This is a genomic window from Stenotrophomonas sp. 10L48 (assembly GCF_056395105.1).
Genome location: NZ_JBFTIX010000001.1, coordinates 1 through 22,374 on the forward strand (window position 1 = coordinate 1; position 22,374 = coordinate 22,374).

At 66.8% G+C, this 22,374-nt stretch carries 20 protein-coding genes; 5 read left to right on the forward strand and 15 right to left on the reverse strand.

Annotated features, from left to right (window positions below):
- Nucleotides 1-365: 365 nt before the first annotated feature.
- Nucleotides 366-1,562 (reverse strand): MFS transporter, encoded by a 1,197-nt coding sequence (locus AC1DCU_RS00005; RefSeq protein ID WP_134832713.1) that lies wholly within the window; start codon nt 1,560-1,562, stop codon nt 366-368.
- Nucleotides 1,563-1,656: 94 nt separating this feature from the next.
- On the opposite strand from AC1DCU_RS00005, the gene AC1DCU_RS00010 reads away from it, so the two are divergent.
- Entirely contained in the window at nt 1,657-2,586 is a 930-nt protein-coding gene (locus tag AC1DCU_RS00010; protein WP_025878522.1) for a LysR family transcriptional regulator, read from the forward strand.
- 15 nt (nt 2,587-2,601) lie between these two features.
- On the opposite strand, the gene AC1DCU_RS00015 is transcribed toward AC1DCU_RS00010, so the two are convergent.
- Nucleotides 2,602-4,068, reverse strand: coding sequence for an amidohydrolase family protein (locus AC1DCU_RS00015; RefSeq protein ID WP_032975277.1), 1,467 nt, complete (start codon nt 4,066-4,068; stop codon nt 2,602-2,604).
- Between the two features lie 49 nt (nt 4,069-4,117).
- Nucleotides 4,118-4,819: an ankyrin repeat domain-containing protein gene (locus AC1DCU_RS00020; protein WP_309909996.1), complete on the reverse strand. Its 702-nt coding sequence runs from the start codon at nt 4,817-4,819 to the stop codon at nt 4,118-4,120.
- 94 nt (nt 4,820-4,913) lie between these two features.
- On the opposite strand from AC1DCU_RS00020, the gene AC1DCU_RS00025 reads away from it, so the two are divergent.
- Nucleotides 4,914-5,795, forward strand: a complete 882-nt coding sequence (locus AC1DCU_RS00025; RefSeq protein ID WP_032975274.1) for a LysR substrate-binding domain-containing protein — start codon at nt 4,914-4,916, stop codon at nt 5,793-5,795.
- Nucleotides 5,796-6,234: 439 nt separating this feature from the next.
- On the opposite strand, the gene AC1DCU_RS00030 is transcribed toward AC1DCU_RS00025, so the two are convergent.
- The gene (locus AC1DCU_RS00030; protein ID WP_442251978.1) at nt 6,235-7,395 is read right to left on the reverse strand and encodes an amidohydrolase family protein; all 1,161 of its coding nucleotides are present in this window, start codon (nt 7,393-7,395) and stop codon (nt 6,235-6,237) included.
- A gap of 184 nt (nt 7,396-7,579) precedes the next feature.
- Between AC1DCU_RS00030 and AC1DCU_RS00035 the strand changes: the two genes are divergently transcribed.
- Nucleotides 7,580-8,221: a hypothetical protein gene (locus AC1DCU_RS00035; RefSeq protein WP_282280104.1), complete on the forward strand. Its 642-nt coding sequence runs from the start codon at nt 7,580-7,582 to the stop codon at nt 8,219-8,221.
- Nucleotides 8,222-8,248: 27 nt separating this feature from the next.
- Here AC1DCU_RS00035 and AC1DCU_RS00040 read toward each other — a convergent pair whose 3' ends face one another.
- Nucleotides 8,249-8,788 (reverse strand): hypothetical protein, encoded by a 540-nt coding sequence (locus tag AC1DCU_RS00040; protein ID WP_442251969.1) that lies wholly within the window; start codon nt 8,786-8,788, stop codon nt 8,249-8,251.
- Nucleotides 8,789-8,990: 202 nt separating this feature from the next.
- Nucleotides 8,991-11,717, reverse strand: a complete 2,727-nt coding sequence (locus tag AC1DCU_RS00045; protein ID WP_431601985.1) for a TonB-dependent receptor domain-containing protein — start codon at nt 11,715-11,717, stop codon at nt 8,991-8,993.
- Between the two features lie 219 nt (nt 11,718-11,936).
- Between AC1DCU_RS00045 and AC1DCU_RS00050 the strand changes: the two genes are divergently transcribed.
- Nucleotides 11,937-12,542, forward strand: a complete 606-nt coding sequence (locus AC1DCU_RS00050; RefSeq protein ID WP_032975270.1) for a GNAT family N-acetyltransferase — start codon at nt 11,937-11,939, stop codon at nt 12,540-12,542.
- On the opposite strand, the gene AC1DCU_RS00055 is transcribed toward AC1DCU_RS00050, so the two are convergent.
- Nucleotides 12,539-13,312 carry a CDP-diacylglycerol diphosphatase gene (locus tag AC1DCU_RS00055; protein WP_425602665.1) on the reverse strand — a complete coding sequence of 258 codons (774 nt, stop codon included), beginning with the start codon at nt 13,310-13,312 and terminating at the stop codon, nt 12,539-12,541. The genes AC1DCU_RS00050 and AC1DCU_RS00055 overlap by 4 nt on opposite strands.
- A gap of 68 nt (nt 13,313-13,380) precedes the next feature.
- The gene (locus AC1DCU_RS00060; RefSeq protein WP_442251970.1) at nt 13,381-14,043 is read right to left on the reverse strand and encodes a decarboxylase; all 663 of its coding nucleotides are present in this window, start codon (nt 14,041-14,043) and stop codon (nt 13,381-13,383) included.
- Between the two features lie 168 nt (nt 14,044-14,211).
- Between AC1DCU_RS00060 and AC1DCU_RS00065 the strand changes: the two genes are divergently transcribed.
- A complete protein-coding gene (locus AC1DCU_RS00065; RefSeq protein WP_025878511.1) occupies nt 14,212-14,505 on the forward strand; it encodes a hypothetical protein in 294 nt (97 codons plus the stop codon).
- A 49-nt stretch (nt 14,506-14,554) separates the two neighbouring features.
- Here AC1DCU_RS00065 and AC1DCU_RS00070 read toward each other — a convergent pair whose 3' ends face one another.
- The 7 genes from AC1DCU_RS00070 to AC1DCU_RS00100 form a co-directional block, all read right to left on the reverse strand.
- The gene (locus AC1DCU_RS00070) at nt 14,555-15,427 is read right to left on the reverse strand and encodes a hypothetical protein (RefSeq protein ID WP_478014085.1); all 873 of its coding nucleotides are present in this window, start codon (nt 15,425-15,427) and stop codon (nt 14,555-14,557) included.
- 67 nt (nt 15,428-15,494) lie between these two features.
- Nucleotides 15,495-17,201 (reverse strand): D-lactate dehydrogenase, encoded by a 1,707-nt coding sequence (dld, locus tag AC1DCU_RS00075; RefSeq protein ID WP_442251972.1) that lies wholly within the window; start codon nt 17,199-17,201, stop codon nt 15,495-15,497.
- Nucleotides 17,198-18,337 (reverse strand): FMN-dependent L-lactate dehydrogenase LldD, encoded by a 1,140-nt coding sequence (gene lldD / locus AC1DCU_RS00080; protein ID WP_478013522.1) that lies wholly within the window; start codon nt 18,335-18,337, stop codon nt 17,198-17,200. The genes dld and lldD overlap by 4 nt, the downstream gene beginning before the upstream one ends.
- 4 nt (nt 18,338-18,341) lie before the next feature.
- Nucleotides 18,342-19,106: a transcriptional regulator LldR gene (gene lldR / locus AC1DCU_RS00085; RefSeq protein ID WP_032975263.1), complete on the reverse strand. Its 765-nt coding sequence runs from the start codon at nt 19,104-19,106 to the stop codon at nt 18,342-18,344.
- Nucleotides 19,107-19,159: 53 nt separating this feature from the next.
- Complete coding sequence (gene lldP / locus AC1DCU_RS00090) at nt 19,160-20,818, reverse strand: L-lactate permease (RefSeq protein ID WP_025878506.1); 1,659 nt, start codon at nt 20,816-20,818, stop codon at nt 19,160-19,162.
- A gap of 177 nt (nt 20,819-20,995) precedes the next feature.
- Complete coding sequence (locus tag AC1DCU_RS00095; protein ID WP_442251974.1) at nt 20,996-21,445, reverse strand: MgtC/SapB family protein; 450 nt, start codon at nt 21,443-21,445, stop codon at nt 20,996-20,998.
- A 132-nt stretch (nt 21,446-21,577) separates the two neighbouring features.
- The gene (locus tag AC1DCU_RS00100) at nt 21,578-22,336 is read right to left on the reverse strand and encodes an SDR family NAD(P)-dependent oxidoreductase (protein WP_099842786.1); all 759 of its coding nucleotides are present in this window, start codon (nt 22,334-22,336) and stop codon (nt 21,578-21,580) included.
- Nucleotides 22,337-22,374 lie beyond the last annotated feature (38 nt).

Consider the following 22,374-nt stretch of genomic DNA (forward strand, 5'->3'; position numbering starts at 1 on the left):
ATCTGTCGGAATGTCATGGCCTGCTCTTGGTGGGTGTCGACCTTGGTCGACACGTAGATCCACGCCATGCGTGGATGCTCTTCGATCAATTGTCGAAATATTCGATTTCGATTGGATTTGATCCAAGCGAAGCACAGATGGACCAACAGACACCGGACAACTGTCGAAGGCGGGGCGGTGTCGGATTGCGGGGTGTCAGCCGCATGGATGCGGCTGCCAAGCCTACAAGGACGTACTTGCGGCGTCCCCGCCATCCGACACCGCCCCGCCCTCCACGGAATACCCGCTGTTGCTGTTGCTGTTGAGGTTGCCGGCCAGCGGCCGGCACTACAGCAGGTGCAGGGCGCAGCCCTGCCGAACCACCCTCAACGCAGACGGATCAGCAGGCTGCCGCCGGCGCAGATCGTCGCCAGCCACGCCACGCCGTGCCAACCCCACTGCGCCAGCGCCAGGCTGCCCAACGCACCACCGCCAGCCATGCCGATGAACATGCCGGTGAACAGCAGTGCATTGAGGCGACTGCGCGCCGGCGGCACCAGGCCGTAGACCAGGGTCTGGTGCGCGACCAGCGCCGACTGGAAACCGAAGTCGAACAGCAGCGCGCTGACCACCAGCAACGGCAGCAGCGCCACGGCCGGCAGCCACGCATCGACCAGCAACAGCGCAAAGCCAACCAAGGCGACGGCAATCGCCAACCGCGCGACCGCGGGGCTGCCCAACCGATCTGCAAAACGACCGGCAACCGGTGCCGCCAATGCACCGGCAGCACCGGCAATGCCGAACGCACCCGCGGCGGCACTGCCCAGGCCCAGCCGTGCGTGCAGCATCAGCGCCAGCGTCGACCAGAACGCACTGAAGCCCACCGCCAGCAGCGACTGGCTGGCCACGGCGCGGCGCAGCTGCGGCTGCTCGCGCCAGAGCGCCAGCAACGAACCCAGCAGCGCCGGATAACGCAGCGTGCTGGTCGCAGCGAAGTGCGGCAGTGCGCGTGCCATCACCGCCCCCATCGCCAGCACCGAAAGCGCAGCGAGGCCGAACTGCACGCGCCAGCCCCAGGCTTCGGCCACCACGCCGCTGACCACGCGCGACAGCAGGATGCCCAGCAGCAGGCCGGTCATCACTCTGCCCACCACCTGCCCGCGCTGCGCATCCGGTGCCAGCACCGCGGCGGCCGGCACGATGTCCTGTGCCAGCGTGGCCATCAGCCCCACCAGCAGGCTGGCAACCAGAAGCCCCGGCAACTGGCCGGCCAGGGCGGCCGCCCCCAGGGCCAACGCCAGCAGCACCGACTTCAGCAGGATCAGGTTGCGCCGGTCGAAGCGGTCGCCCAACGGAGCCAGCAGCAGGATGCCCAGCGCATAGCCCAGCTGGGTCAGCGTCGGCACCAGGCCCACGGCACGCTCGCCCGCAGCCAGATCCTGCGCGATCAGGCCCAGCATCGGCTGGCTGTAATAGAGCGAGGCCACCGAAAAGCCCGCGCCGGCGGCCATGGCCAGCACCAGGGACGGGGCGGGCGCAGCGCGTGGCGCAGAGACGACGGTTGAGAGCGAGGGAGCGGGCATGGAAGGCACCAGGGAGAGAATTGGAGCCTAGCGTGCCTACATTCGCGATGCGTCTGTAGTAGGCTCAACAACATACTTTACATACGCCATACGCATGAACGATCTCGCATCGGGCGGCGACCGCCTGGACCTGCTGCGTACCTTCCTGCGCATCGTCGACAGCGGCAGCCTTTCGGCCGCCGCCGTGCAGCTGGGCACCACCCAGCCCACCGTCAGCCGTCGGCTTCAAGCCCTGGAACGGCAGCTGGGCCTGCGCCTGCTGCAGCGCTCTACCCACGGCCTGCTGCTGACCGAGGACGGCCAGCGCTGCCAACGCCATGCGCAGCGGGTGGTGGACGAATGGGAAGCGCTGCAGGCCGAGCTGCACGGGCAGACACAGAGGCTCAGCGGCCGCCTGCGGGTGATGGTCCCGCATGCGTTCGGCCAGGCGCAGCTGCTGCCCACCATGCTCGACTTCCTGGCCCAGCATCCACAACTGAGCCTGGAGTGGATCCTCGAGGACCGCCGCCCGGACTTCATCGCCGAAGGCATCGACTGCGCGGTGCGGGTCGGCGCGGTCGATGAACCGCGCGTGGTTGCCCTGCCGCTGGCCGAAGTACCTCGCATTGTCGTGGCCGCACCGTCGCTGGCCGATGCGGAGTCGATCACCACCCCCGAACAGGCGCAGGCATTGCCGTGGATCTCGCTGGTCACCTACTACCGCGAACGTCTGCTGCTGCACGATGCGCAGGGCCGTGCGCACACGCTGTCGATCACGCCGCGCCTGCTGAGTGACAACCTGTTCGTGGTGCAGCAGGCCGCACGTGCGGGATTGGGGGCCGCAGTGGTGTCGGCCTGGCTGGTGGCCGAGGATCTGGCCGAAGGTCGGTTGGTGCAGCTTTTAGCGGACTGGCAGGCACCACCGCTGCCGGTGCATCTGGTGTTCCCCGCTGCGCGACAGCAACCGCTGCGCCTGCGCGCCTTCATCGATGCGATGAAAACCACGCTGCCGCAGCTGCATGGCATGCGGCCGGCACCGCGCTAGGCGCTACCGGCCGCATCACTGCGAAGCGTGGTCCTGCTTCGCCACGGCATTCCATGCAGCGACCTTTGCCTTGGTGTCGGCCAGCATCTTGTCCAGCGCCGCGCGATCGTACACATCACCGCGCAGGATCACGCTGTCGATCTTTTCGGTGGCAGCGATGTCCTGCAACGGGTTGGCGGTCAGCAACACCAGATCGGCCGCCTTGCCCGTGGCGACGCCGCCATAGCGCTGCATCTGGCCGAACCAGGCCGGGCCCGAACGGGTCGCGGCCGACAGCGCCTGCGGTGCGCTCAGGCCTTCCTTCACGAACAGCTGCAGTTCCTGGTGCAGGCCGATGCCGGGGTAGTTGAACGAATTGAGGAAGCCAGCATCGGTACCGGCAATGATCGTCACTCCCGCTTCCTGCAGCAGCGGTAGCACCGCAGCCACCTGGTGGTACTGCGCATGGCGCGCCTCGATCTGCGCCGGGGTGGCCTTGGCCGCGCGTTCGATGCGCCAGGTGTAGGTCGCGCGCAGGCCCGGGCCGATATAGGCCAGATACGGGTCGTTGGCGTGGTCGTCCTGGTCGAGGAAGTCGAGGATGCGGCCACCGTTGAGGGTCGGCGTCACGAATACGCCACGCTTGGCGAAATCACGGTAGGCATGCAGCGCGGTTTCGCGATCGAAGCTGGCGTCGAGCCGGCGGTTGGCTTCGGCGCGATCGATGCGCCCGGCGCCGAAATCGGCCGCGATCTGCGCCTCGTCCTTGCTGCCAGCCTTGAAGGCATAGTCCAGATGCTCGATCGAGGCCAGGCCCGCATCCACGGCCTGCTCCACCGTCAACGCCATCGGAATGTGGCCCGAGGCCTTGAGACCCGCCTTGCGCGCCGCGCTGGCCGAGTACAGGAACAGCTCCGGCGTCAGCGTGCTGTCGGTGATCTTCACGAAGTCGACCTTGTCGTGCTGCAGGCGCTCGATCGCCTTGTCCGCGTCGGCCTTGCTGCCCACTTCGATGGTGCCCTTCCAGACCGGCTTGATGCCTTCGATTTTCGCACCGGAGGTCAGCAGGCGGGGACCGAACAGCGTGCCGTTGGCGATGTCGCCGCGCCACTGCAGTACCTGCTGCGGAAGATCACCGGAGCAATCGCGGATCGTGGTGATGCCATGAGCGATGTATAGCGGCAGCAGCGCCTTGTTCTCTTCCACCAGCGCCGGCCCGCCGCCGAAATGCACGTGCATGTCCCACAGGCCTGGAATCAGGTACTTGCCTTTGGCGTCGATCTGCCGGCTGGCGCTCCACTGGCTGCGTAGCTGCGCATCGGGACCGACCGCGACGATGTCCTCGCCACGGATGACCACGCTCTGCCCGGGCACGCTGCGTGCGTGCTCGACATCGACCACCGTGGCGTTGCGGATCAGCAGATCGGCGCGCTCGGCGGCAGACGCCGACAGCGGTGCAACGGCAAGAAGGACGGCAAGGGACAACGGATGGGAACGGAACATGGACGGCATCCTGGTGGGCACGGCAGCGTGCGGGTGGAAGGGGCGGGTGTCAGCGCGTCGCGCCATGCTGGCGCAGCAGGGTTTCGATGTTGGTGTAGCCGCGTTGCTTGGCATGCGCCAGCGGCGTTACGCCGTCGCCATCGGCAAGCTCGGGGTTGGCGCCAGCGTCCAGCAGCAACTGTACGATCTGCACGTGGCGCGGGCCGCCATCGCCAAGCAGGATCGCCTCCAGCAGTGCAGTCCAGTGCAGGCGGTTGACATGATCCACGGCCACGCCGGCGCGCAGCAGCGTACGCACGGTGGCGACGTGGCCGCGTTCGGCCGCAGGAATCAGCGCGGTACCGCCATAGCGGTTGGTGCTGCGCAGGTCTGCACCGTGGGCGAGCGTCAGCGCCAGGATCTCATCCAGGCCGCGCGCGCCGGCATACAGGTACGCGCTGTCCTGCATCGCGTCCTTGGCATTGACGTCGGCACCGGCCTCGATCAGTTCCCGCGCCGCGTCCACGCTGTTGCCGTGGGTGGCCAGCAGCAGGGCCGTGCGGCCCTGGCCGTCACGCGCCTCCAGATCAGCACCCGCATCCAGTGCCTCGCGCACGGCGCGGGCATCACCGCGGCTGGCGGCATCGCGCAGCTGCGCATCGGCGTCGCTTCGGGAAGTCGCCGTACACGCCGGGATGACCATGGCCAGCAGGCACAGCAGCAGCATGCGGGCCAATGGCGAACGGCGCTGCCGGGAGCGAGGGTGGTGCATCGTGACTCTCCTCATGCGCAATGGCGCCGGCCATTGCCGGCCCCTGCCCTGCATGGTAGAAGTCGGCACGGGTATCCAGAAGTGAAATGTTCAAATGCAAGACAGTGCCAAATCGAATAGAACAGTGTTCGAACTGGACCTGCTGCGGGCCCTGGTGATGGTCGCCGACTGTGGCAGCTTCACCACCGCGGCTACCCGCCTGCATTCAACCCAGTCCACGGTCAGCCAGAAGATCCGCCGCCTGGAGGAGCTTGCCGGCCACCGCCTGCTTGAACGCGGCCACCGCGACGTGCATCCCACCGACGCCGGGCACACCCTGCTGGGCTATGCCCGGCGCATGCTGGATCTGAACGAGGAACTGGCCCAGGCCTTGGCCGGCGCCACCGTGGAGACCGCGGTGCGCATCGGCGTGCCGGAGGACTTCGTGAACCCGCAGACCACGCGCATGCTGGCCGCCTTCAGTCGCCGCCACCCGCAGGTCAAGCTGGAAATCAGCAGCGGCCTCAGCCGTGATCTGGCCCATGGCTTCGACCATGGCGAGCTGGACCTGGTGCTGGTCAAGCAGCGTCGCAACACCCGCCAGGCCGTGCACTGCCGACGCGAACCGATGCATTGGATCGACAGCCTGCGCAGCAGCAGCCTGCAGCAGGACCCGCTGCCACTGGTCACCTTCCCGCCGCGCGGGCTGTACCGCGACGAGATGATCCAGGCCGTCGAGGCCTTGGGCCTGCGCTGGCGCATCGCGTTCACCAGTTCCTCGCTGAGCGGCATCCAGGGCGCGGTGGCCGACGGCATCGGCATCAGCCTGCTGCCACGGCGCGCGGTCAACCGCGAACACCGCATCATCGATGGTCAGCGCGACCTGCCCCTTGTCGACAACTACGAGATCGGCCTGCTGCATCGCGCCGATGCCGATGATGCGGTGCGTGCGCTGGCCAGCGAGTTGTGGCGCCAGGTGCAGCGCGAGCCGGAATAGTCGGCAGGGCTGCGCCCTGCACCGCATTGGTAGTGCCGGCCGCTGGCCGGCGACCTCAACGGCAACGACAACAGCTGGTTTCCTGTGGGATGGCGGGGTGGCATGGCCTGCTCTTGGTAGGTGTCGACCTTGGTCGACCAGTAGATCCACGCCACGCGTGGATGCTTTTCGAGATATTCGATTTCCAATGGAGATTCATCCACGCATGGCGTGGATCTACTGGCCACCGGGAAAACTGTCGGAGGCGGTGCGGTGTCGGATTGCGGGGTGTCAGCCGCATGGATGCGGCTGCCGAGCCTACAGGGACGTACTTGCGGCGTACCCGCAATCCGACACCGCACCGCCCTCCCACGGCATGCCGCTGTTGCTTTGGCTGTTGCTGTTGAAGTTGCCGGCCAGCGGCCGGCACTACCAGGTGCTACCGGGCTCGGCCCGGCCGCTACAGCCAACGGCCGTCGACCACCACGCGTCGCTCGGCCGGCACTGCGGCCACCGCCGCCGGGCCATGGTCGGCACGCACCGCCACGAAGGTGGCCGGACGACCTTCTGCAATGCCGTACTGCGGCAACCCGATCACCTCCGCCGCATGGGTGGTGACCATGTCCAGCGCCAGCATCAGGTCCGCATCGGTGTAGAAGCCCGACCGATAGCCCAGCAGCATCGCCCGCTGCAGCAGGTCGCCATTGCCATAGGGCCACCAGCAGTCGCGGATGTTGTCGTTGCCGGCGAACACGCGCACACCGGCGTCGTGCAGAGCACGCAGCGGCGGGAACGGATGGTCGCCCGGCGCATTGCTCATGATCGCTACGCCTGCGGCAGCCAAGGCCTCACCCACCTGCAGGGCCCGCGCCAACGGCACCTCGCCCAGCGCATAGGCGTGACTGACCGCCACCCTGCCCTGCAGGCCCGCCGCGCGTGTGCGCGCGGCGATCCGCAGCAGCTGCGCCAGCCCGGTCTCGCCCGGCTCGTGCAGATGGATGTCCAGACGCACGCCATAGCGCTCGGCCAGCCCGAACAACAACGCAAGCTGGCCTTCGGCATCCCCGTCCAGCGTGCTCGGGTCGATGCCTCCAAGCACCTCCACCCCGGCAGCAATCGCCTGTTCCAGAATGACCGCCGTACCCGGGCACGACATCACGCCGGCCTGTGGGAATGCCACCAACTGGATGCGCATGATGTCGGCACAACGCAGCGCCGCTTCACGCACCGCCTCCAGGTGACGCAGGCCGGTGCTGCCATCGATGTCGACGTGGCACCGCATCGCCACCGTACCGAATCCGCTGCACTGGCGGATCAGGGCCTCGGCACGATCGGCCATGGGTGCGGCGGTGGCAATCGCGGCCTTTTCCACCGCCAGACGCTCGCGCAGGCTGTTCACCGGCTGATGCGGATGCCAGCGGTCGCCGACGAAACTCTTGTCCAGGTGGATATGGCCGTCGACCAGTCCAGTCAGCACGCTAAAACCGGTCAGATCGACGCTTTCGGCTCCCTGTGCTGCTGCATCGTCGCCATTGATGCCGACAAACCGGCCATCACGGATGTGGAAATGCAGCGGGGCACCGTCGCGATCGACGCCACCATGGACGAACTGCAGGGTCATCAGGTTCTCCCGGAAAGCCAACACTGGCGCCATCCTGCCCGCCGCCGCGTCCATCGGCCAACGAAATATCTGCATGCCATGCATTCACCGGCACGATGAATCCCGTCCGCGACCGTGCGCCGCAGGGACGCCGGATACACGCCTGAACGGGTAACATGGGCGCCTGTTTCCGCTGTGATGCCGCATGGGCCCGTCCGACCGCCACGATCGTCTTCGCCGCTGGCAGGCCGCGTCCCTGCTGGCCGCTGCCCCGATCGCCAGCCTGTCCGCCACCGATGCCAACGCCAGCGCGCCCCTGCAGGCGCCGCCGGGCCAGCAGCGGATTGCCTCCGCCGCGCTGGTGGAGGTACTGCATCAGCGCGTGCTGGCCGGCCAGAGCGCCACCGCCACCCTGGAAAGCTGGTGCGCCGAGCACGGCCTGGCCGAGCAGGCCCGGGTCCGTGCCGTGCGTGTGCACGGCCAGGACAAGACCGCGCCGGCCGACGTGCTGCAGGCCCTGGGCGCCACTGCCTCCATGCCCCTGCGTTACCGGCGCGTGCAGCTGGCCTGCGGCAGCCGCGTGCTGTCCGAGGCCGACAACTGGTACCTGCCCGACCATCTCAGCCCGGCCATGAACCAGGTCCTGGACACGACCGACGAGCCGTTCGGCCGCGTGGTCGGTCCGCTCGGCTTCCAGCGCCAGACCGTGACCGACCAGACGTTCTGGCCGCCGCGCGGCGAAGGCGACCATGGTGTGATCCTGGAAGTGCGCGCACTGCTGCGCGACCGCCAGCAGCAGCCTTTCAGCTACGTCATCGAGTCGTACCTGGTGCAGGCGCTGCCGTAACGTTTCGTCCGCCCGGCATGTCCCGACCTACTGGGTGGTGATGCCGTTGGCAGCCGGATCGGTGGAGAACACGAAGCGTCCCGAATGCAGGTTCCGGCCCAGGGTGTACTCGGCCGTTGCGAATGCATAGACGGGAGGCGTGTTGCCCTTCCCGAAGGAGCGCGCCCAGGCGCTGAAACCGTCTTCGGTCCGGCTGCGGATCTCGCCGAGGCACAAGCTGTAGCCGCATGCGAACGAGACCACGTCCGTATTCCCGTCCAGCGCCGCAGTCACCGCTGACCTGTACAGCCCGGTCAGATCCTGTGCTTCCGGTTGGCGTGCGGCATCCTGCTCGAATTGGCTGACCGCCTGTGCGAATGCTCTGTTGGAACCGACCACCGCATGGAATCGTTCAACGGACATCGCCCCCTCACTCAACAGGCTGCGCTCGCCGGTGAGGAACGTTCCTTCCGCTGGCTTGGCCGCCGCAGCAATGACTGCAGACCCGGGCGAAGCGGGAGCGGTGTGCAGGGATGTTGCAGCATCGCGTATCCGTGTTGCTGCCTCAACCCGGTCGGCAGGCGCCATCGTGGCATCCTGGGCAGCGGCTGCCGGTGCTTCTTCTTTGCTGCTGCAGCCCGCGACTGCGAGCACCACAACCATCAGATGACGAACGTCCATGCGTTGTTTCCTCCCTGCTGATTGGGTGAGCATGCCATTGCTTGGCGCTGGAAGCGAAGTGCCACACAAAGAAAGGCCCGGCAATGCCGGGCCTTTCGTTTTGCATCGCTTAACGGAACCGGTAATCCAGCTGCACCCAGAACTGACGGCCATACGGGTCGTAGTTGCCGACCGGATAGAACGGCCAACCGCCACCGTTCTTGTCTGCCGGCGGGCGGCTGTCGCGCAGGTTGTTGACGATCACGCCAACCGACAGGTTTTCGCCGAACTGGCGGAACACGCTGGCGTTGTAGGTCATGTACGGTGCGATGCGGCCACTGCCATCGGTCTTGGGCAGCGAACCGAAACGGTTGCCATACAGCGTCGTGGTCCAGTCGCCCTGGTTCCAGGTGATGCTGCCATTGGCCTTGCTGCGCCACTGGTAGTCATCCAGCGAATTGCGGATGTCGCGCACTTCGTCATCGGCGAACTGCTTGTACTCATGCTCCAGCACCAGGGTGTAGGCCAGGCGCGTGGTGAAGCGGCCATAGCGACCCGCATCGAAGCGCCAGTTGCCCTTCAGGTCTATGCCGCGCACCGACTCCGATGCCGCATTGATCGGGTTGATCAGTACGCGGGTCACCTGGTCCGGCTGCACGGTGGCAGTGGAGGGGTTGCGGATCACCCGCGAAAGCGCGTCCTGGCACAGCGACGAGCTGATGTCGCGCGTTTCGCCGCCGAGGGTGCGGCCCAGCCGGCAATCGGCCTCATCACGCAGGATGCGGCTGGTGTCGAGGCTGGTCACTTCGTTGTCGATGCGGATGTCGTAGTAGTCGGCGCTGAAATCCAGCCCGGACAGTGGCGACCAGACCACGCCGAAGCCATACGACTTGGCCGACTCGGGCTGCAGCTGCGGGTTGGCGCGGTTGCTGTAGTCGATCGACAGGCCGTTGTAGTCGCAGTTGTCATACGACTGGCCGGCGGTGCGGCAGCGCCAGTAGTCGGTCATGCCGGGGTTGTAGCCTCGGGTCTCGGTGGCGAACACATAGTTCATGTCCGGCGCACGGAAGCTGGTGGCCGCGGTGCCGCGGATCAGCAGGCTTTCGATCGGACGGAATTCGACACCGAAGCTCCAGGTCGCCTTGCCGATATGCTCGCCGCCGGCGCGGTACTGGTCGTAGCGACCTGCCAGGGTGGTGGTCAGCGACTGCAGCAACGGCAGCTGCAGTTCAACACCGGCCGCATAGCGGTCACGTTCGCCACCGGCACCGATGCCGGCGCTGGTGTTCCAGAATTCGCCGGTGCCCAGGCGCGGGTCCGGGCGATTGCGGTAGCCCTGGCTGCCCGCTTCGACCACCGCGGCCAATGCGGCATCGCCACCGGGCAACGCGAACAGGCGGCCGTTGACCGTCGCGCTGAAGGTCTGCAGCCACGCGGCATTGCGGCTTTCCTGGTAGTCGGACAGGCGGCCGTACTCGTCGGGCGTCAATGGCTGGAACAGGCGCGCAGGGTCTGGTGCATAGACCTCCACGCCGTTGCGCACGCCCAGCTGCGGGCCCAGCAGGTACTCGTTGATGCCGGCCAGCAGCACCGGGCGGCGCGTGCGGTTCTCGTAGCGTGAGCGGCTGTAGACGGCCTCGTAGTCCCAGCCGCTGTCGCCGATCTGGCCCCGCGCACCGACGTTGAACGACCACGAGCTTTCCAGGAAGCGATTGGCATTGCGCGGCAGGCCGCCGATTTCCTCCGGCGCGAAGCGGCGGTACCAGCTCTCCAGGTTGCCCGTGTTCTGGTTGTAGAAGTAGTTGCGTGACGAGGTCCAGGTGGGCGCACGGGTATTGTTGTTGATCCGTGCGCTGCCCAGCGCGACATCCGCAAACAGGTCGGTGGTGTCGTTGACGTGGAAGGTCAGCAGGCCGTAACCGTTGAGGTTGCGCTTCTCGGTCTGCACGGTCCAGTAACTGGCAGCGGCTTCGTTGCTGCCGCAGTACCAGCCCTGGCGCGGGTTGTTGGCGCGCAGCACGCTGCCACCGTAGATGGACGAAGCCGCATCGCAGCCGGCGGTGCCCGGATCGATGTTGCGACCGGTGGCTGCATTGCGACGATAGGCGACGGCCGTCGGCTGCGGCGCCTTGCCGGTGGGGTCATCGTCCAGCGAATCCATGAAATCGCGCTGGCGCGCGTGGATCGCCTTGCGCACGTCCAGTTCGAAGCCGAACAGGCCTTCCCAGCGTTCGCCCGAGCTGCCTCCCACCACCTGCACGCGCTGGTTGTCACCACCGCCCTGCTGGGTGCCGCCGGCACGCACGTTGACGTCCACGCCGTCGAAGCGGTCCTTGAGGATGATGTTGACCACGCCGGCGATGGCATCGGAGCCATACACCGCAGACGCGCCGGCAGCCAGCACCTCGATGCGCTCGATCAGCGCACTGGGGATGTTGGCCAGGTTGACCACGTTCACCGAGCCTTCGTAGGCCAGCGGATAGTCGGCCTGGCGGCGACCGTTGACCAGCACCAGCGTGCGGTTCGGGCCCAGGCCACGCAGGTTGATGGTGTTCGCCGCCGGGGTGAAGGTATTGCCGAAGTCCTCGCCCTGCACGTTGCCGGTGTTCTCGGTGAGCGCGCTCAACGCATCGAATGCATTGCGGTAGCCCTGCGCATCGATCTGCTCGCGGCTGATCACCGTGACAGGCGACGGCCCCTCGACACTGGCACGCGGGATGCGCGAGCCGGTGACCTTCACTTCCTGCAATGAGGTGGGTGCGCTTTCCTGCGCGAAGGCCGGCAACGAGGCCAGCATCAGTGACGACAAGGCAAGCACCAGCGGACGCGGGCGCAGCGCCAGGGAAGAGGCGGACATGGGCTTCCTGGGGGAGTTGGGCGGGTGGTCCGGGGCGCTGACGACGGTGTGCGCATAACGATCCCGTAACGAAAGTGTCCTGAACGGATGGTTGCAACGGAAATGACCAGGCTTGATGGCGTTATGCCTGAACCGAATCAGACCGCAGCCAGTGACCACGCCGCATTTGCAACTTCTTTCATTGTTCCCCCTCGCCGGCCTGCGGCATCGTCGCACCCCATGAACCGGTATTTCCCTACTTCCTTGCCACCGCTGCGACCGGTGCTGCGCCGCCACCTCCTGCTGCTCCAGCACGGGCCTGTGGTGCTGCGCCCGTTGCAGCGTTCAGACCTTTCCGCCTGGCGTCACCACTATCGTCAGGTCGAACGCAGCGGCAACCCGCCTGACCATTTCGATGCCGAAGCCCATTTCCTCTGCGGTGTTCAGCGTTCGCAGCTGCAACACGACAACGATCAGTTGCTGCTGGGCAGCTTCGACGCAGCGGGTGAGCTGCTGGACCAGTTGAACCTGCGCCTGCATTGCGCGCATGCGCGCAGCGTTGAACTGCGTTGGCTGCATGCCGCAGGCTGTCCCCAGCGGCGGCAGCTGCACGCTTCGTTGCAGGCGCTGTGCACGTTCCTGTTCGAACAGGTGGGGATCCGCCGCCTGTTCGTACTGCTGCCGCCCGATGCAGGCAGCGCGCTGGTCGCTACCCTGCAGGCGATCGGCTTCGAGCGCGAAGGCCTGCTGCGCGACCACCACCTGGATGTCGAAGGCTGGCAGGACCGCCAGCTCTACGCCCTGACAGCCCCTGCCTGGCTGCAACGGCAGTCAGCAGAGAACTAGCGCACCCGCTCCAGCGAAGCATCCGCGCCGGTCAACACGCTGCAGGCATGGTCCTGCAGCTCCTCGGCGCTGGCATCGTTGTCGCTGCCGGGATCCAGCTGCGTGGCCAGCAGGATGAAACCCGGCGCGCCATGCACGTCCTCGTGCCCCGCCACCAGCAGGCTCCATTGGCCAACCCTGTCCACACCGCTCAGGCCATAGGCCAGCAGGTTGAGGGGATTGGCAGTCAACGCCTCGCCCGGCAGCAGCCGCGCCTGGTATTGATGGCCGCGCAGCCTTACCGGCAGCGGTGCCCACTGCGCGCCGAGGGCCGCGCGATTGTCTTCCAGCGCCCGCAGCACGTCGGCGCGCAGGCAATCGACGTGGATGTGCAGCTGGTGCTGTGAACGTCCATGCGGCGAGTTCAATGCCAGGCTGGCGACGCTGCGCGGCAACCGCTGGCCAAGTGCCTGCTCGGTACGAGCGCGGGCCTGCCAGGCGGCAGCAAAGTAATTGGGTGCCCCGCGCCGGTACAACGCGGGACTTTCGATGCCACTGACCTTGTCCAGTGGCATAAGCAGGAACTGATAGCGGCCGTGCGCGTCCTTGACCAGCACATCGCGGTGATCAACGGCCGGGCGCACCTGCAGGCAATCGCCGCGTGGCGACTGTGCGCCTTGGCAATCACGTTCGATCAGGCGCCACAGCGCATCCGAATGGGCCGGTGGCGGCGCAGGGGGCACGCTGGCACAACCGGCCAGCAACAGCAGGGGCAGCAACAGAAATCGCACGGCAACAACTCGCAGGATCAGGCGCGCAGGCAGCGCCGCGCGCCATTCTAGCCAGTGGGATGTGGCAATCAGTAGGTGCCGAACGGCACTTCAACCACGACCGGGTCGCCGGCAGGCAGCACCTGCAGGGTGTACCGGTCCAGTGCGCCGTCATCATCGGCCAGCGGCTGGCGGTGGAACTGCAGGCGATAATGGCCCTCGCCCACGCGCACCTCGGTGCCGTCGGCAGCCAGCGCGGCAGCGTCGGGCAACAGCAGCCCGCCCAGGTCGCTGTAGGCACCGGCAACATCGGCGAAACCATAATCGGCCAGTTCATCCACCCGCTGCATCGCATAGACATGCGGCAGATACGGGCGCGCCGGGCTGCGGCCGTTGCTCAGATCGGTCACCCCGGCCTGCGGCAGGTGGTACTGCTCGCGAAGCGCGGCAACACCCAGCGACTCGCTGGCCACCTGCAGGCAGCACACCGTGCGCTTGCCTTCACGGTCGAGGATGGCGAAGCGATCACCACGGGTAGCGGCCTGCGGCAGCATCGCGAACGCCAGGTTGCGCTGCGCCGGCTGGTAACCGGCTTCGGTCTGCAGGTTGCGCCAGCCACCAAATACCGGCGCTTCGGCCGCGGGCGCTGGCGCCGGTTCGGCAGCCATGGCTGCCACTGCCATGCAGAGCAACGACAGCACTGCCGTCGTCTTCACTGCGTTCTGCCTGCCACGGAAACTGCCTGACCTCATACCGGACCCAACACCTGCACCGGAATGGCCCGGCCTGCCCGCCGGCACGTTGCCGGCAACGCCGGCCACTATGCAGTGCGGCGGCCGCGCGGGCAATGACCCGAACGCTGCCGGGTTTCGCGCGGTCAGTGCTATCGTGCCGCCAATCCCCTGCGCAGGAGCGCCCGCATGACCATCCGCCTGACTCTGTTGCTGCCCGCCTCGGCCTTGTTGCTGTCGGCCTGTGTCAGCACTCCCGGCCCGGAGGTCAAGGGCAGTGGCCGCTGCGATGCCAGCCAGCTGGGCTGGGCCATCGGCCAGCCGGCCAACGAGCCGAACATCCGCCGCCTGTCCAGCGAAAGCGGCGCCGGCATGGTCAACCCCATCGGCCCGGCCACCATCACCACCAAGGACATCCGCCAGGACCGCCTGCGCGTGTTCGTGGACAAGGACAACATCATCACCGCCACCCGCTGCGAGTAAGCGCGTCACGGCCGTTGCTCAGAGCCGGGCATGCGTCCGGCTCCATGGCTCAGGGCTCGGTGTAGGCCGAGCACTCCGGCAGCGGCTGGTCCGGCTGGTATGCCCCTGACGTGAAGCGGAAGGCGCGCGTGTAGCTGCATTGCGCATCCTGTTCGGTGCGCAGGTCCTTCTTCGTCAACCGCCCCTTGGCCAGCGAGTCCCGCTGCGGTGATACCCCGGCCGGATAGTTGGTGGCCCCGGTCTGGTAGCGCAGTACGGGCATGTCCTGCGCTTCGGCTGCCAGCGCAAGTTCCGCATCGAAGCTGTACTCGTCATGGCAGGCGCCGGCGCGCTGATCAAAATCGCGCTCGCTGAAACAGGCCCGGATCATCTTGTTGGCCGACCACGCAACGGACAGCACGTCGGCGTCCACCTGGATGCCATCGTCGAGATGACGGATGCGCGCCAGGTGCAGGGTCGATGCGCTGGCACCGCCGCCGGAATACATCGCACGGGCCTCCACCAGACCGCCGACGAGCACGTTCTGCAATGCGGCCTGTTGTGGATCGGCCACGGCCTGGCCTGCCCCGGCGCCGGGCGCCAGGCGCACGATGAAGGGCCAGACCCGCAGGTCGCCATCGTCAACCACGTCGATGGGCACGTAGCGCATCTGCGGCTCGCCTTCAGCATCCGCGCGCTCGGCAACTTCCAGCGAGGCCGGCTGGTCTTCGCCCGCTGAAGGCAGCGCCTGCACGCACCACTGGCCATCAGCAGTGCAGTAGCGCTCCGGGCCGTCCGGTCCCTGCCCGCCCTGCAGCAGCAGCGTCTCCAGCCGGTTGCCTGCCGCGTCCCGTTGAACGGGCGCAACGTCCGCCGCTGCAGGCAACGACGATGCCAGCAGCAGTACAGACAGCAGCGCGTAAGCCATGCGCGTGGAAACCATGATCATCCTGTGCGCACCGGCACGTCCTTGCGAGGGGCCGATGGTAGCGCAGGCGCCACGTTGCGGCTCAATGCCCGTCGCAGTCGCAGCTGCCCCAACCTCTCGCCTTCGACGTCTGGCCGATGCCGGGGTTGAAGGTATTGCTCGGGTCCAGCGTGCGGTAGAAGCCGGCCAGCGCCGGCTTGGCCGGATACAGGTGGCCGACGTTGTGCTCGGCCGGGTATTCCGCGCCGCGCTGGTCCAGCAACGCCCACATCGCATGCTCGATGGCCATCGGATCTTCACCCTTGCGCGCGATGTAGTCCTGGTGGAACACATGGCACAGGAAATGGCCGTAGTACAGCTTGTGCAGCAGGCGCCCATCGATATCGGCCGGCAGCTGCTCGAACCAGTCGGCGTCATCGCGGCGCAGCGCAATGTCCAGCGCGACGATGTCCTGCACCTGCCGGCGGTGCACTTCGCGGTAGCGCACCGCCGCACCGGCCACCGCGAAACGATGCAGGAAGGCCTTGCGTCCTTCGTCCGCCGTGCAATGGAAGTAGCCGCCTTCGTGGTCGTTGAAGAAGCCGCGCAGCCAGGCCTCGGTGGCAGCCGCATCCTGTGCGGACACTTTCAGCAGCAGATGATGCTCGTAACGCTGGCGGAACTCGCCCATGCGCTTGGGCAGGTGCGATGGCAACAGGCCGGTCAGCGCCTGCATCATCCGGTCGGTGACACCGCGCAGGCCCAGCCGTTCGAACCAGCCATCAACCCGGCTCTTCAGTGCGAATGCGGCCGGAACGCGCGCGGTACCGAGCTTGTCGATCAGCAGGAAACTGTCCTTGCCGTAGCGCTCGCCGATGTCATAGGCATCCCGGTGGATGTACTCGCCGGCGATGGGCAGGCGCTCGAAGCCGGTCAGCAGCTGGCGGCGGATCGCGGTCAGGCTGTCGGTGCGGTTGCTGCCGATATAGAAGACCTCGGCGGCCTCCTTCTCGAAGGTATCCAGGCGCACGGCGAACACCGCCAGCTTGCCGGCAGATCCGGCCGCCTCGAAATGGCGGCTGGGGTCGGCGTTGAAGCGTGCCGGGGTATCGGCATCGACCTTGCGCACTTCCTCGGCATAACGCGGATCGGAGGCGGCACGGCCATCACCGTCGCTGACATCGGCAGCGCTGTAGTCACCGCTCTGCAGGCGTTGCAGGATCTGCTCGGGCGTGTCGCCCAGCGCGATGCCCAGATGGTTGACCAGTTGCAGTTCACCCCGCGCGTCGACCTGCGCATACAGCGCCAGTTCGGTATAGGCCGGGCCGCGGCGCACCAGCGCGCCACCGGAGTTGTTGCAGATGCCGCCCAGCACCGAGGCGCCGATGCACGACGAGCCGATCACCGAGTGCGGCTCGCGGCCCAGTGGCGCCAGCGTCTGCTCCAGCCGGTCCAGCGTCGCGCCGGGCAGGCACAGCACCTGGCGGCCTTCATTCAACAGCTGGATGCCGGTCAGGCGCAGGGTGCTGACCAGCACGATCGGCCGGCCGTAGTCGTCGCCGTCCGGGGTGGAACCGCCGGTCAGGCCGGTATTGGCCGCCTGCAGGATGATCGCGGCCCCGCCCTGCACCGCGGCCTGCAGCACGTTCCACAGTTGCAGCAGCGTGCCCGGGCGCACCACCGCCAGTACCGGGCCATCACCGAAGCGATAGCCGCGACGGAAGCGACGGGTGGCCTTGTCGCCGGTCAGTACGTGGCGGTTCCCCACCGCGGCACGCAACTGTTCCAGCACCGTATTGCGATCACTCATGGCAGGCGCACCAGCGAATCACGGCCGATGTCGGCAATGCGATGCGCGCCGGTCAGGGTCATCGCCACGCGCATTTCCTTGGCGATCAGGTCCAGCAGGTTGGCCACGCCGGCCTCGCCCTGCGCGGCAAGAGCGTAGACAAACGCGCGGCCCAGCAGCACGGTGTCGGCGCCCAGCGCCAGCATGCGCACCACGTCCAGGCCGGTGCGGATGCCCGAATCGGCGAGGATCTTCAGGTCACCCTGCACGGCGTCGGCGATGGCCGGCAACGCCCGTGCGGTGGACAGCACGCCGTCGAGCTGGCGGCCGCCATGGTTGGAGACCACGATGCCATCGGCGCCGAACGCGACCGCATCACGCGCATCGTCCGGGTCGAGGATGCCCTTGATCACCATCGGGCCTTTCCAGAACTCACGGATCCACTCCAGGTCCTTCCACGAAATGGACGGATCGAAGTTGCTGCCCAGCCAGCCGATGTAGTCCGCCAGGCCCGTTGGGTTGCCACGGTAGGTGGAGATGTTGCCGAGGTCATGCGGGCGTCCGCGCAAGCCCACGTCCCACGCCCAGCGCGGATGGGTGATGGCCTGGCCGATGCGGCGCATTGCAGCGTTCGGACCACTCATGCCCGAGTGTGCGTCGCGATAGCGCGCGCCCGGCACCGGCATGTCGACAGTGAATACCAGAGTGGTCACACCGGCCGCCTGCGCGCGCTCCAGCGCATTGCGCATGAAGCCGCGATCGCGCAGCACGTACAGCTGGAACCACATCGGGCGCTGGATCGCCGGGGAGACTTCTTCGATCGGGCACACCGACACCGTGGAAAGCGTGAACGGAATGCCGCGGCTGTCGGCTGCACGCGCGGCCTGCACTTCGCCGCGACGGGCATACATGCCGGTCAGGCCGACCGGTGCCAGTGCCACCGGCATCGCCAGCTTCTCGCCGAACAGCTCGGTTTCCAGGCTCAGGTCGGACATGTTGCGCAGGACGCGCTGGCGCAGCGCGATGTCGGACAGATCGGACACGTTGCGCTTCAGCGTGTGCTCGGCATACGCGCCACCATCGATGTAGTGGAACAGGAACGGCGGCAGCCGGCGTTCGGCTGCGGCACGGTAATCGGTGGAGGCGGAGATGATCATGGGGTCAACCGTGTGGGGAAGGTAGACGCGAAGCCCGTGCACGCCGGGCTTCGTTGTCATCGAGGGTGCGCAGCGTGGTGTGCACGAACTCGAGGTGGGCATGCGCGGCGGCGCGCGCGCGTTCGGGGTCGCCGGCCAGCACCGCATCCATCATTTCGCGATGCTGGTCGGACAGCGGCGAGAAGGTCCTGGCCGAGGTGTAGAGCTTTTCGCGGCTCTGCGAGATATTGGTCTGCAGCAGTTCGAACAGGCCGCGCATCACCTGCAGCAATACCAGGTTGTGCGAGGCCTCGGCGATGGACAGGTGGAAGGCCGCATCGGCCTGCGCCTCACCGGCGGGGTCGTCCTTGCCATGCGCATCCATCATGGTCTGGAACGCCTGGGCGATGCGCGCGCGGTCCTCGTCGGTGGCGCGCAGCGCGGCGTGCCAGGCCGTGGCGCCTTCCAGCGCGTGGCGGATTTCCAGCACATCGAAGCGGTATTCCGGGTCCCCCTGGAACAGCGGCAGGTACGGCACCAGCGGTTCATCCAGCGCCTGCCGCGCACGTGCGGCGGGCTCGCTCACGTAAGTGCCACCGCCTACCCGCGCGGTCAGCAGACCATGGCTGGACAATTGCGCGATGGCCTCGCGCAGCGCGGTGCGCGAAACCCCCAGCTGAACGGCCAGCGTGCGCTCGGCCGGCAGCCTGTCGCCCGGCTGCAACTGCTGTTCCTGCACCAGCGCACGCAGCTGCGCGGCCACCTTGTCCGAAACCCGTTGTGTGCTCATGGCGCCATTGTGGCCCGAAGCACGCCGCTGTTGGTCGGCCTGTACTGCATGGCTCAGGGAATCATCCAGGTCAACCAGTAGGCCTGGGCTAGGGTGATCAGGCCGACCATCGTGGTGAAGATCAGGCTGTGCTTGACGGTGAAGCGGAACAGGTCCGACTCCTTGCCGGCCAGGCCCACCGCCGCGCAGGCAATGGCAATGGACTGCGGCGAGATCATCTTGCCGGTGACGCCGCCAGTGGTGTTGGCCGCTACCAGCAGCACGTCGGACACGCCGATCTGCTGGGCGGTGGTCGCCTGCAGCGCCGAGAACAGTGCATTGGACGAGGTATCCGAACCGGTCAGGAACACGCCCAGCCAGCCCAGGAACGGCGAGAAGAACGGGAACGCCTTGCCGGTGTGCGCCAGTGCCAGCGCCAGCGTTGCCGACAGCCCCGAATAGTTGGCGATGAAGGCGAACGCCAGCACCATGCCGATCGAAAAGATCGGCATGCGCAGTTCGCGCACGGTTTCAGCGAAGGTCTGCAGCGCCGAACGCGCCGGCATGCGCAGGGCGATGATCGCAATGATTGCGGCAAGGATGATCGAGGTACCCGTGGCCGAGAACCAGTCGAACTTGTACACCGCCTCATAGCTCAGCGGCGCATCGACGATCGGCGGCATCTTCTGCACCATCTGGTCCAGGCCCGGCACCGGAATCTTCAGTACCCAGCCTTCAAGCGGGCCACCGGCTGCGAACAGCGACTTGAACGGCTTGATGCTCCACACGGTGACCATCGCAGTGAGGATCAGGAATGGCGACCACGCCTTGGCGATCTGGCCGACGCTGTGGCGCGGCGCCTCCATTGCCTGTGCGGCCGCCTCAGCGCTGGTTTCGGTATCGAAGCGGAAGATCCGTACCGGCTTCCAGCGGCGCAGGAACAGGGTCAGGCAGACCAGCGACGCCAGCGAGGCGGTGATGTCCGGCAGTTCCGGGCCGATGAAGTTGGAGGTCAGGTACTGGGCGATGGCGAACGAACCGCCTGCCACCAGCACCGCCGGCCAGGTTTCCTTGATGCCGCGCCAGCCGTCCATGATCGCCATGATCCAGAACAGCACGATGACAGTCAGGAACGGCAGCTGGCGGCCGGCCATCTGGCCGATCTCGAAGGCATCCAGGCCGGTCACCTGCCCCGCCACGATGATCGGGATGCCCATCGCGCCGAACGCCACCGGCGCGGTGTTGACGATCAGGCACAGGCCGGCCGCATACAGCGGCTTGAAGCCCAGCCCGACCAGCAGCGCGGCGGTGATTGCCACCGGCGCACCAAACCCGGCTGCACCTTCCAGGAAGGCGCCGAAGGCAAAGCCGACCATCAGCATCTGCAATCGCTGGTCCTCGGTGACCGACAGGATCGAGGCACGGATGATGTCGAACTGGCCGGTCTTGACCGAAACCTTGTACAGGAACACCGCGCCGATGATGATCCAGGCGATCGGCCACAGGCCATAGACGAAGCCGAAGCCGGCCGCGCCCAGCGCCTGCGCCACCGGCATGCGATAGAACAGCAGCGCCACGGCAAGGGCGATGGCCACCGTGATGGTGCCGGCGATCCAGCCCTTCATGCGCAGCACGGCCAGGGCGATGAAGAAGAAGGCGATCGGCAGCAGCGCGATCAGGCTCGACAACCACAGGTTGCCGGCGGGGTCGTACACGTGTTGCCAGGGCTGCATAGGGCTCTCGACAGGAACAGGAGGTTCCCCACCGGGTGGGGGCGTCGGGCCCGCCATATATTGGTCGTACCACATTGACCAACAATCGGGCCACAGGCGCGAATTGAACCTCCAATCCTGCCGACAGCCTATTAGACCATAGGGCTATACGGAATTATTGGTAGTACCATTTGGCGATTACAACTTCTTTTCCACCCGCCGTATCAACGCCAGCACCAGCACGCACAGTACGCTGACACCGAGCGCGATCACGTACTTGCCGATGCCCACGACAATACCGATGGCCGCGGCCATCACCAGCGAACTGGCCGTGGTGAGCCCGCTGACCTGGTCTTCGCGATTGCCGCGCAGGATGGTGCCGGCGGCAACGAAGCCCACGCAGGCCACCACCGCTTCGATCAATCGCACCGGGTCGACCTGCAGCAGATCGCGGTAGCGTTCCTGCTGGAAGTGTTCGGCCACCGAATCACCGAGGCCGACGATCAGCGCAGCGGCACCGGCAATCAGCATGTGCGTGCGCAGGCCGGCAGCGTGCTTGCCCATCTCACGTTCAACGCCCAGCACGCCGCCAAATACCATGGCGGCGGCCACGCGCAGCAGAATGGACATGTCCTGGGTAAGTTCCATGGGGAGGCTCCGGAAGTTTCCCGGAGCGTTGCCCGGCGGCCGTGGGACGGGGGTGAAGGCGATGGCACGCCCTCTTCACCGGGCGATGCCGCCTTGTTTCATGCAACGGGAGTTGCCGGCCAGCGGCCGGCACTACTGCGCCAGATAACCACCGTCGATGGCGTAGTAGGCACCCGTCGCGAACGAGGCATCGTCGCTGGCCAGCCAGGCGACCAGCGCGGCCACTTCCTGCGGCGTTCCCAAGCGCTTGAGTGCATGCCGGCCCTCCAGGGTGGCACGCACTTTGGCGTCCATCTTTTCCAGCAACGGCGTGTTGATGAAGCCCGGGCCCACCGCATTGATGCGGATGCCATCGGCAGCGTGCTCCCATGCAGCCGTCTGGGTCAGGCCGACCACACCGTGCTTGGCGGCCGCGTAGGCGGTCGAACCGGCATACCCGACCTGGCCCAGGATGGAGGCCATGTTGATGATGCTGCCGCCGCTGCCCGCCGTGCGCATCGCCTGGATCTGCGCCCGCTGGCACAGGAACACGCTGGTCAGGTTCACATCGACCACGCGCTTCCAGCCATCAATGGGGTAGTCGCCGCTGCTTGCCGCTGGCCCGCCGATGCCAGCGTTATTCACTGCGACATGCACGCCGCCCAGTTCCTTCACCGTGCGCTGCACCGCCGCTTCCACCGCCGCCTCGTCGGTGACATCCAACGCGACACCGATGGCCTCGGCCCCCTGGTTGCGCAGCGTGGCCACCGTGGCATCCACCGCATCCTGCTTCAGGTCCCACACCGAAATGCGCGCGCCCGATTCAGCGAGCGTTTCCGCTACCGCCAGGCCGATACCGGATACACCGCCGGTGACGATCGCGGTTTTTCCGTTGAGTCGGTAATCAATCATCTGTGGTCTCCATCTGTTGGGAAATCGATGCGGACAGA

What these genes read in the sequence shown, in the direction of transcription:
- AC1DCU_RS00035 (WP_282280104.1), top strand. Translation starts at nt 7,580, where the DNA reads ATGGGCCCGTCCGACCGCCACGATCGTCTTCGCCGCTGGCAGGCCGCG.
- AC1DCU_RS00070 (WP_478014085.1), bottom strand. Translation starts at nt 15,427, where the DNA reads ATGGTTTCCACGCGCATGGCTTACGCGCTGCTGTCTGTACTGCTGCTG.
- dld (WP_442251972.1), bottom strand. Translation starts at nt 17,201, where the DNA reads ATGAGTGATCGCAATACGGTGCTGGAACAGTTGCGTGCCGCGGTGGGG.
- AC1DCU_RS00065 (WP_025878511.1), top strand. Translation starts at nt 14,212, where the DNA reads ATGACCATCCGCCTGACTCTGTTGCTGCCCGCCTCGGCCTTGTTGCTG.
- AC1DCU_RS00025 (WP_032975274.1), top strand. Translation starts at nt 4,914, where the DNA reads ATGCAAGACAGTGCCAAATCGAATAGAACAGTGTTCGAACTGGACCTG.
- AC1DCU_RS00095 (WP_442251974.1), bottom strand. Translation starts at nt 21,445, where the DNA reads ATGGAACTTACCCAGGACATGTCCATTCTGCTGCGCGTGGCCGCCGCC.
- lldP (WP_025878506.1), bottom strand. Translation starts at nt 20,818, where the DNA reads ATGCAGCCCTGGCAACACGTGTACGACCCCGCCGGCAACCTGTGGTTG.
- AC1DCU_RS00045 (WP_431601985.1), bottom strand. Translation starts at nt 11,717, where the DNA reads ATGTCCGCCTCTTCCCTGGCGCTGCGCCCGCGTCCGCTGGTGCTTGCC.
- AC1DCU_RS00050 (WP_032975270.1), top strand. Translation starts at nt 11,937, where the DNA reads ATGAACCGGTATTTCCCTACTTCCTTGCCACCGCTGCGACCGGTGCTG.
- AC1DCU_RS00005 (WP_134832713.1), bottom strand. Translation starts at nt 1,562, where the DNA reads ATGCCCGCTCCCTCGCTCTCAACCGTCGTCTCTGCGCCACGCGCTGCG.
- AC1DCU_RS00100 (WP_099842786.1), bottom strand. Translation starts at nt 22,336, where the DNA reads ATGATTGATTACCGACTCAACGGAAAAACCGCGATCGTCACCGGCGGT.
- lldR (WP_032975263.1), bottom strand. Translation starts at nt 19,106, where the DNA reads ATGAGCACACAACGGGTTTCGGACAAGGTGGCCGCGCAGCTGCGTGCG.
- lldD (WP_478013522.1), bottom strand. Translation starts at nt 18,337, where the DNA reads ATGATCATCTCCGCCTCCACCGATTACCGTGCCGCAGCCGAACGCCGG.
- AC1DCU_RS00020 (WP_309909996.1), bottom strand. Translation starts at nt 4,819, where the DNA reads ATGCACCACCCTCGCTCCCGGCAGCGCCGTTCGCCATTGGCCCGCATG.
- AC1DCU_RS00010 (WP_025878522.1), top strand. Translation starts at nt 1,657, where the DNA reads ATGAACGATCTCGCATCGGGCGGCGACCGCCTGGACCTGCTGCGTACC.
- AC1DCU_RS00015 (WP_032975277.1), bottom strand. Translation starts at nt 4,068, where the DNA reads ATGTTCCGTTCCCATCCGTTGTCCCTTGCCGTCCTTCTTGCCGTTGCA.
- AC1DCU_RS00060 (WP_442251970.1), bottom strand. Translation starts at nt 14,043, where the DNA reads ATGAGGTCAGGCAGTTTCCGTGGCAGGCAGAACGCAGTGAAGACGACG.
- AC1DCU_RS00030 (WP_442251978.1), bottom strand. Translation starts at nt 7,395, where the DNA reads ATGACCCTGCAGTTCGTCCATGGTGGCGTCGATCGCGACGGTGCCCCG.
- AC1DCU_RS00040 (WP_442251969.1), bottom strand. Translation starts at nt 8,788, where the DNA reads ATGGCGCCTGCCGACCGGGTTGAGGCAGCAACACGGATACGCGATGCT.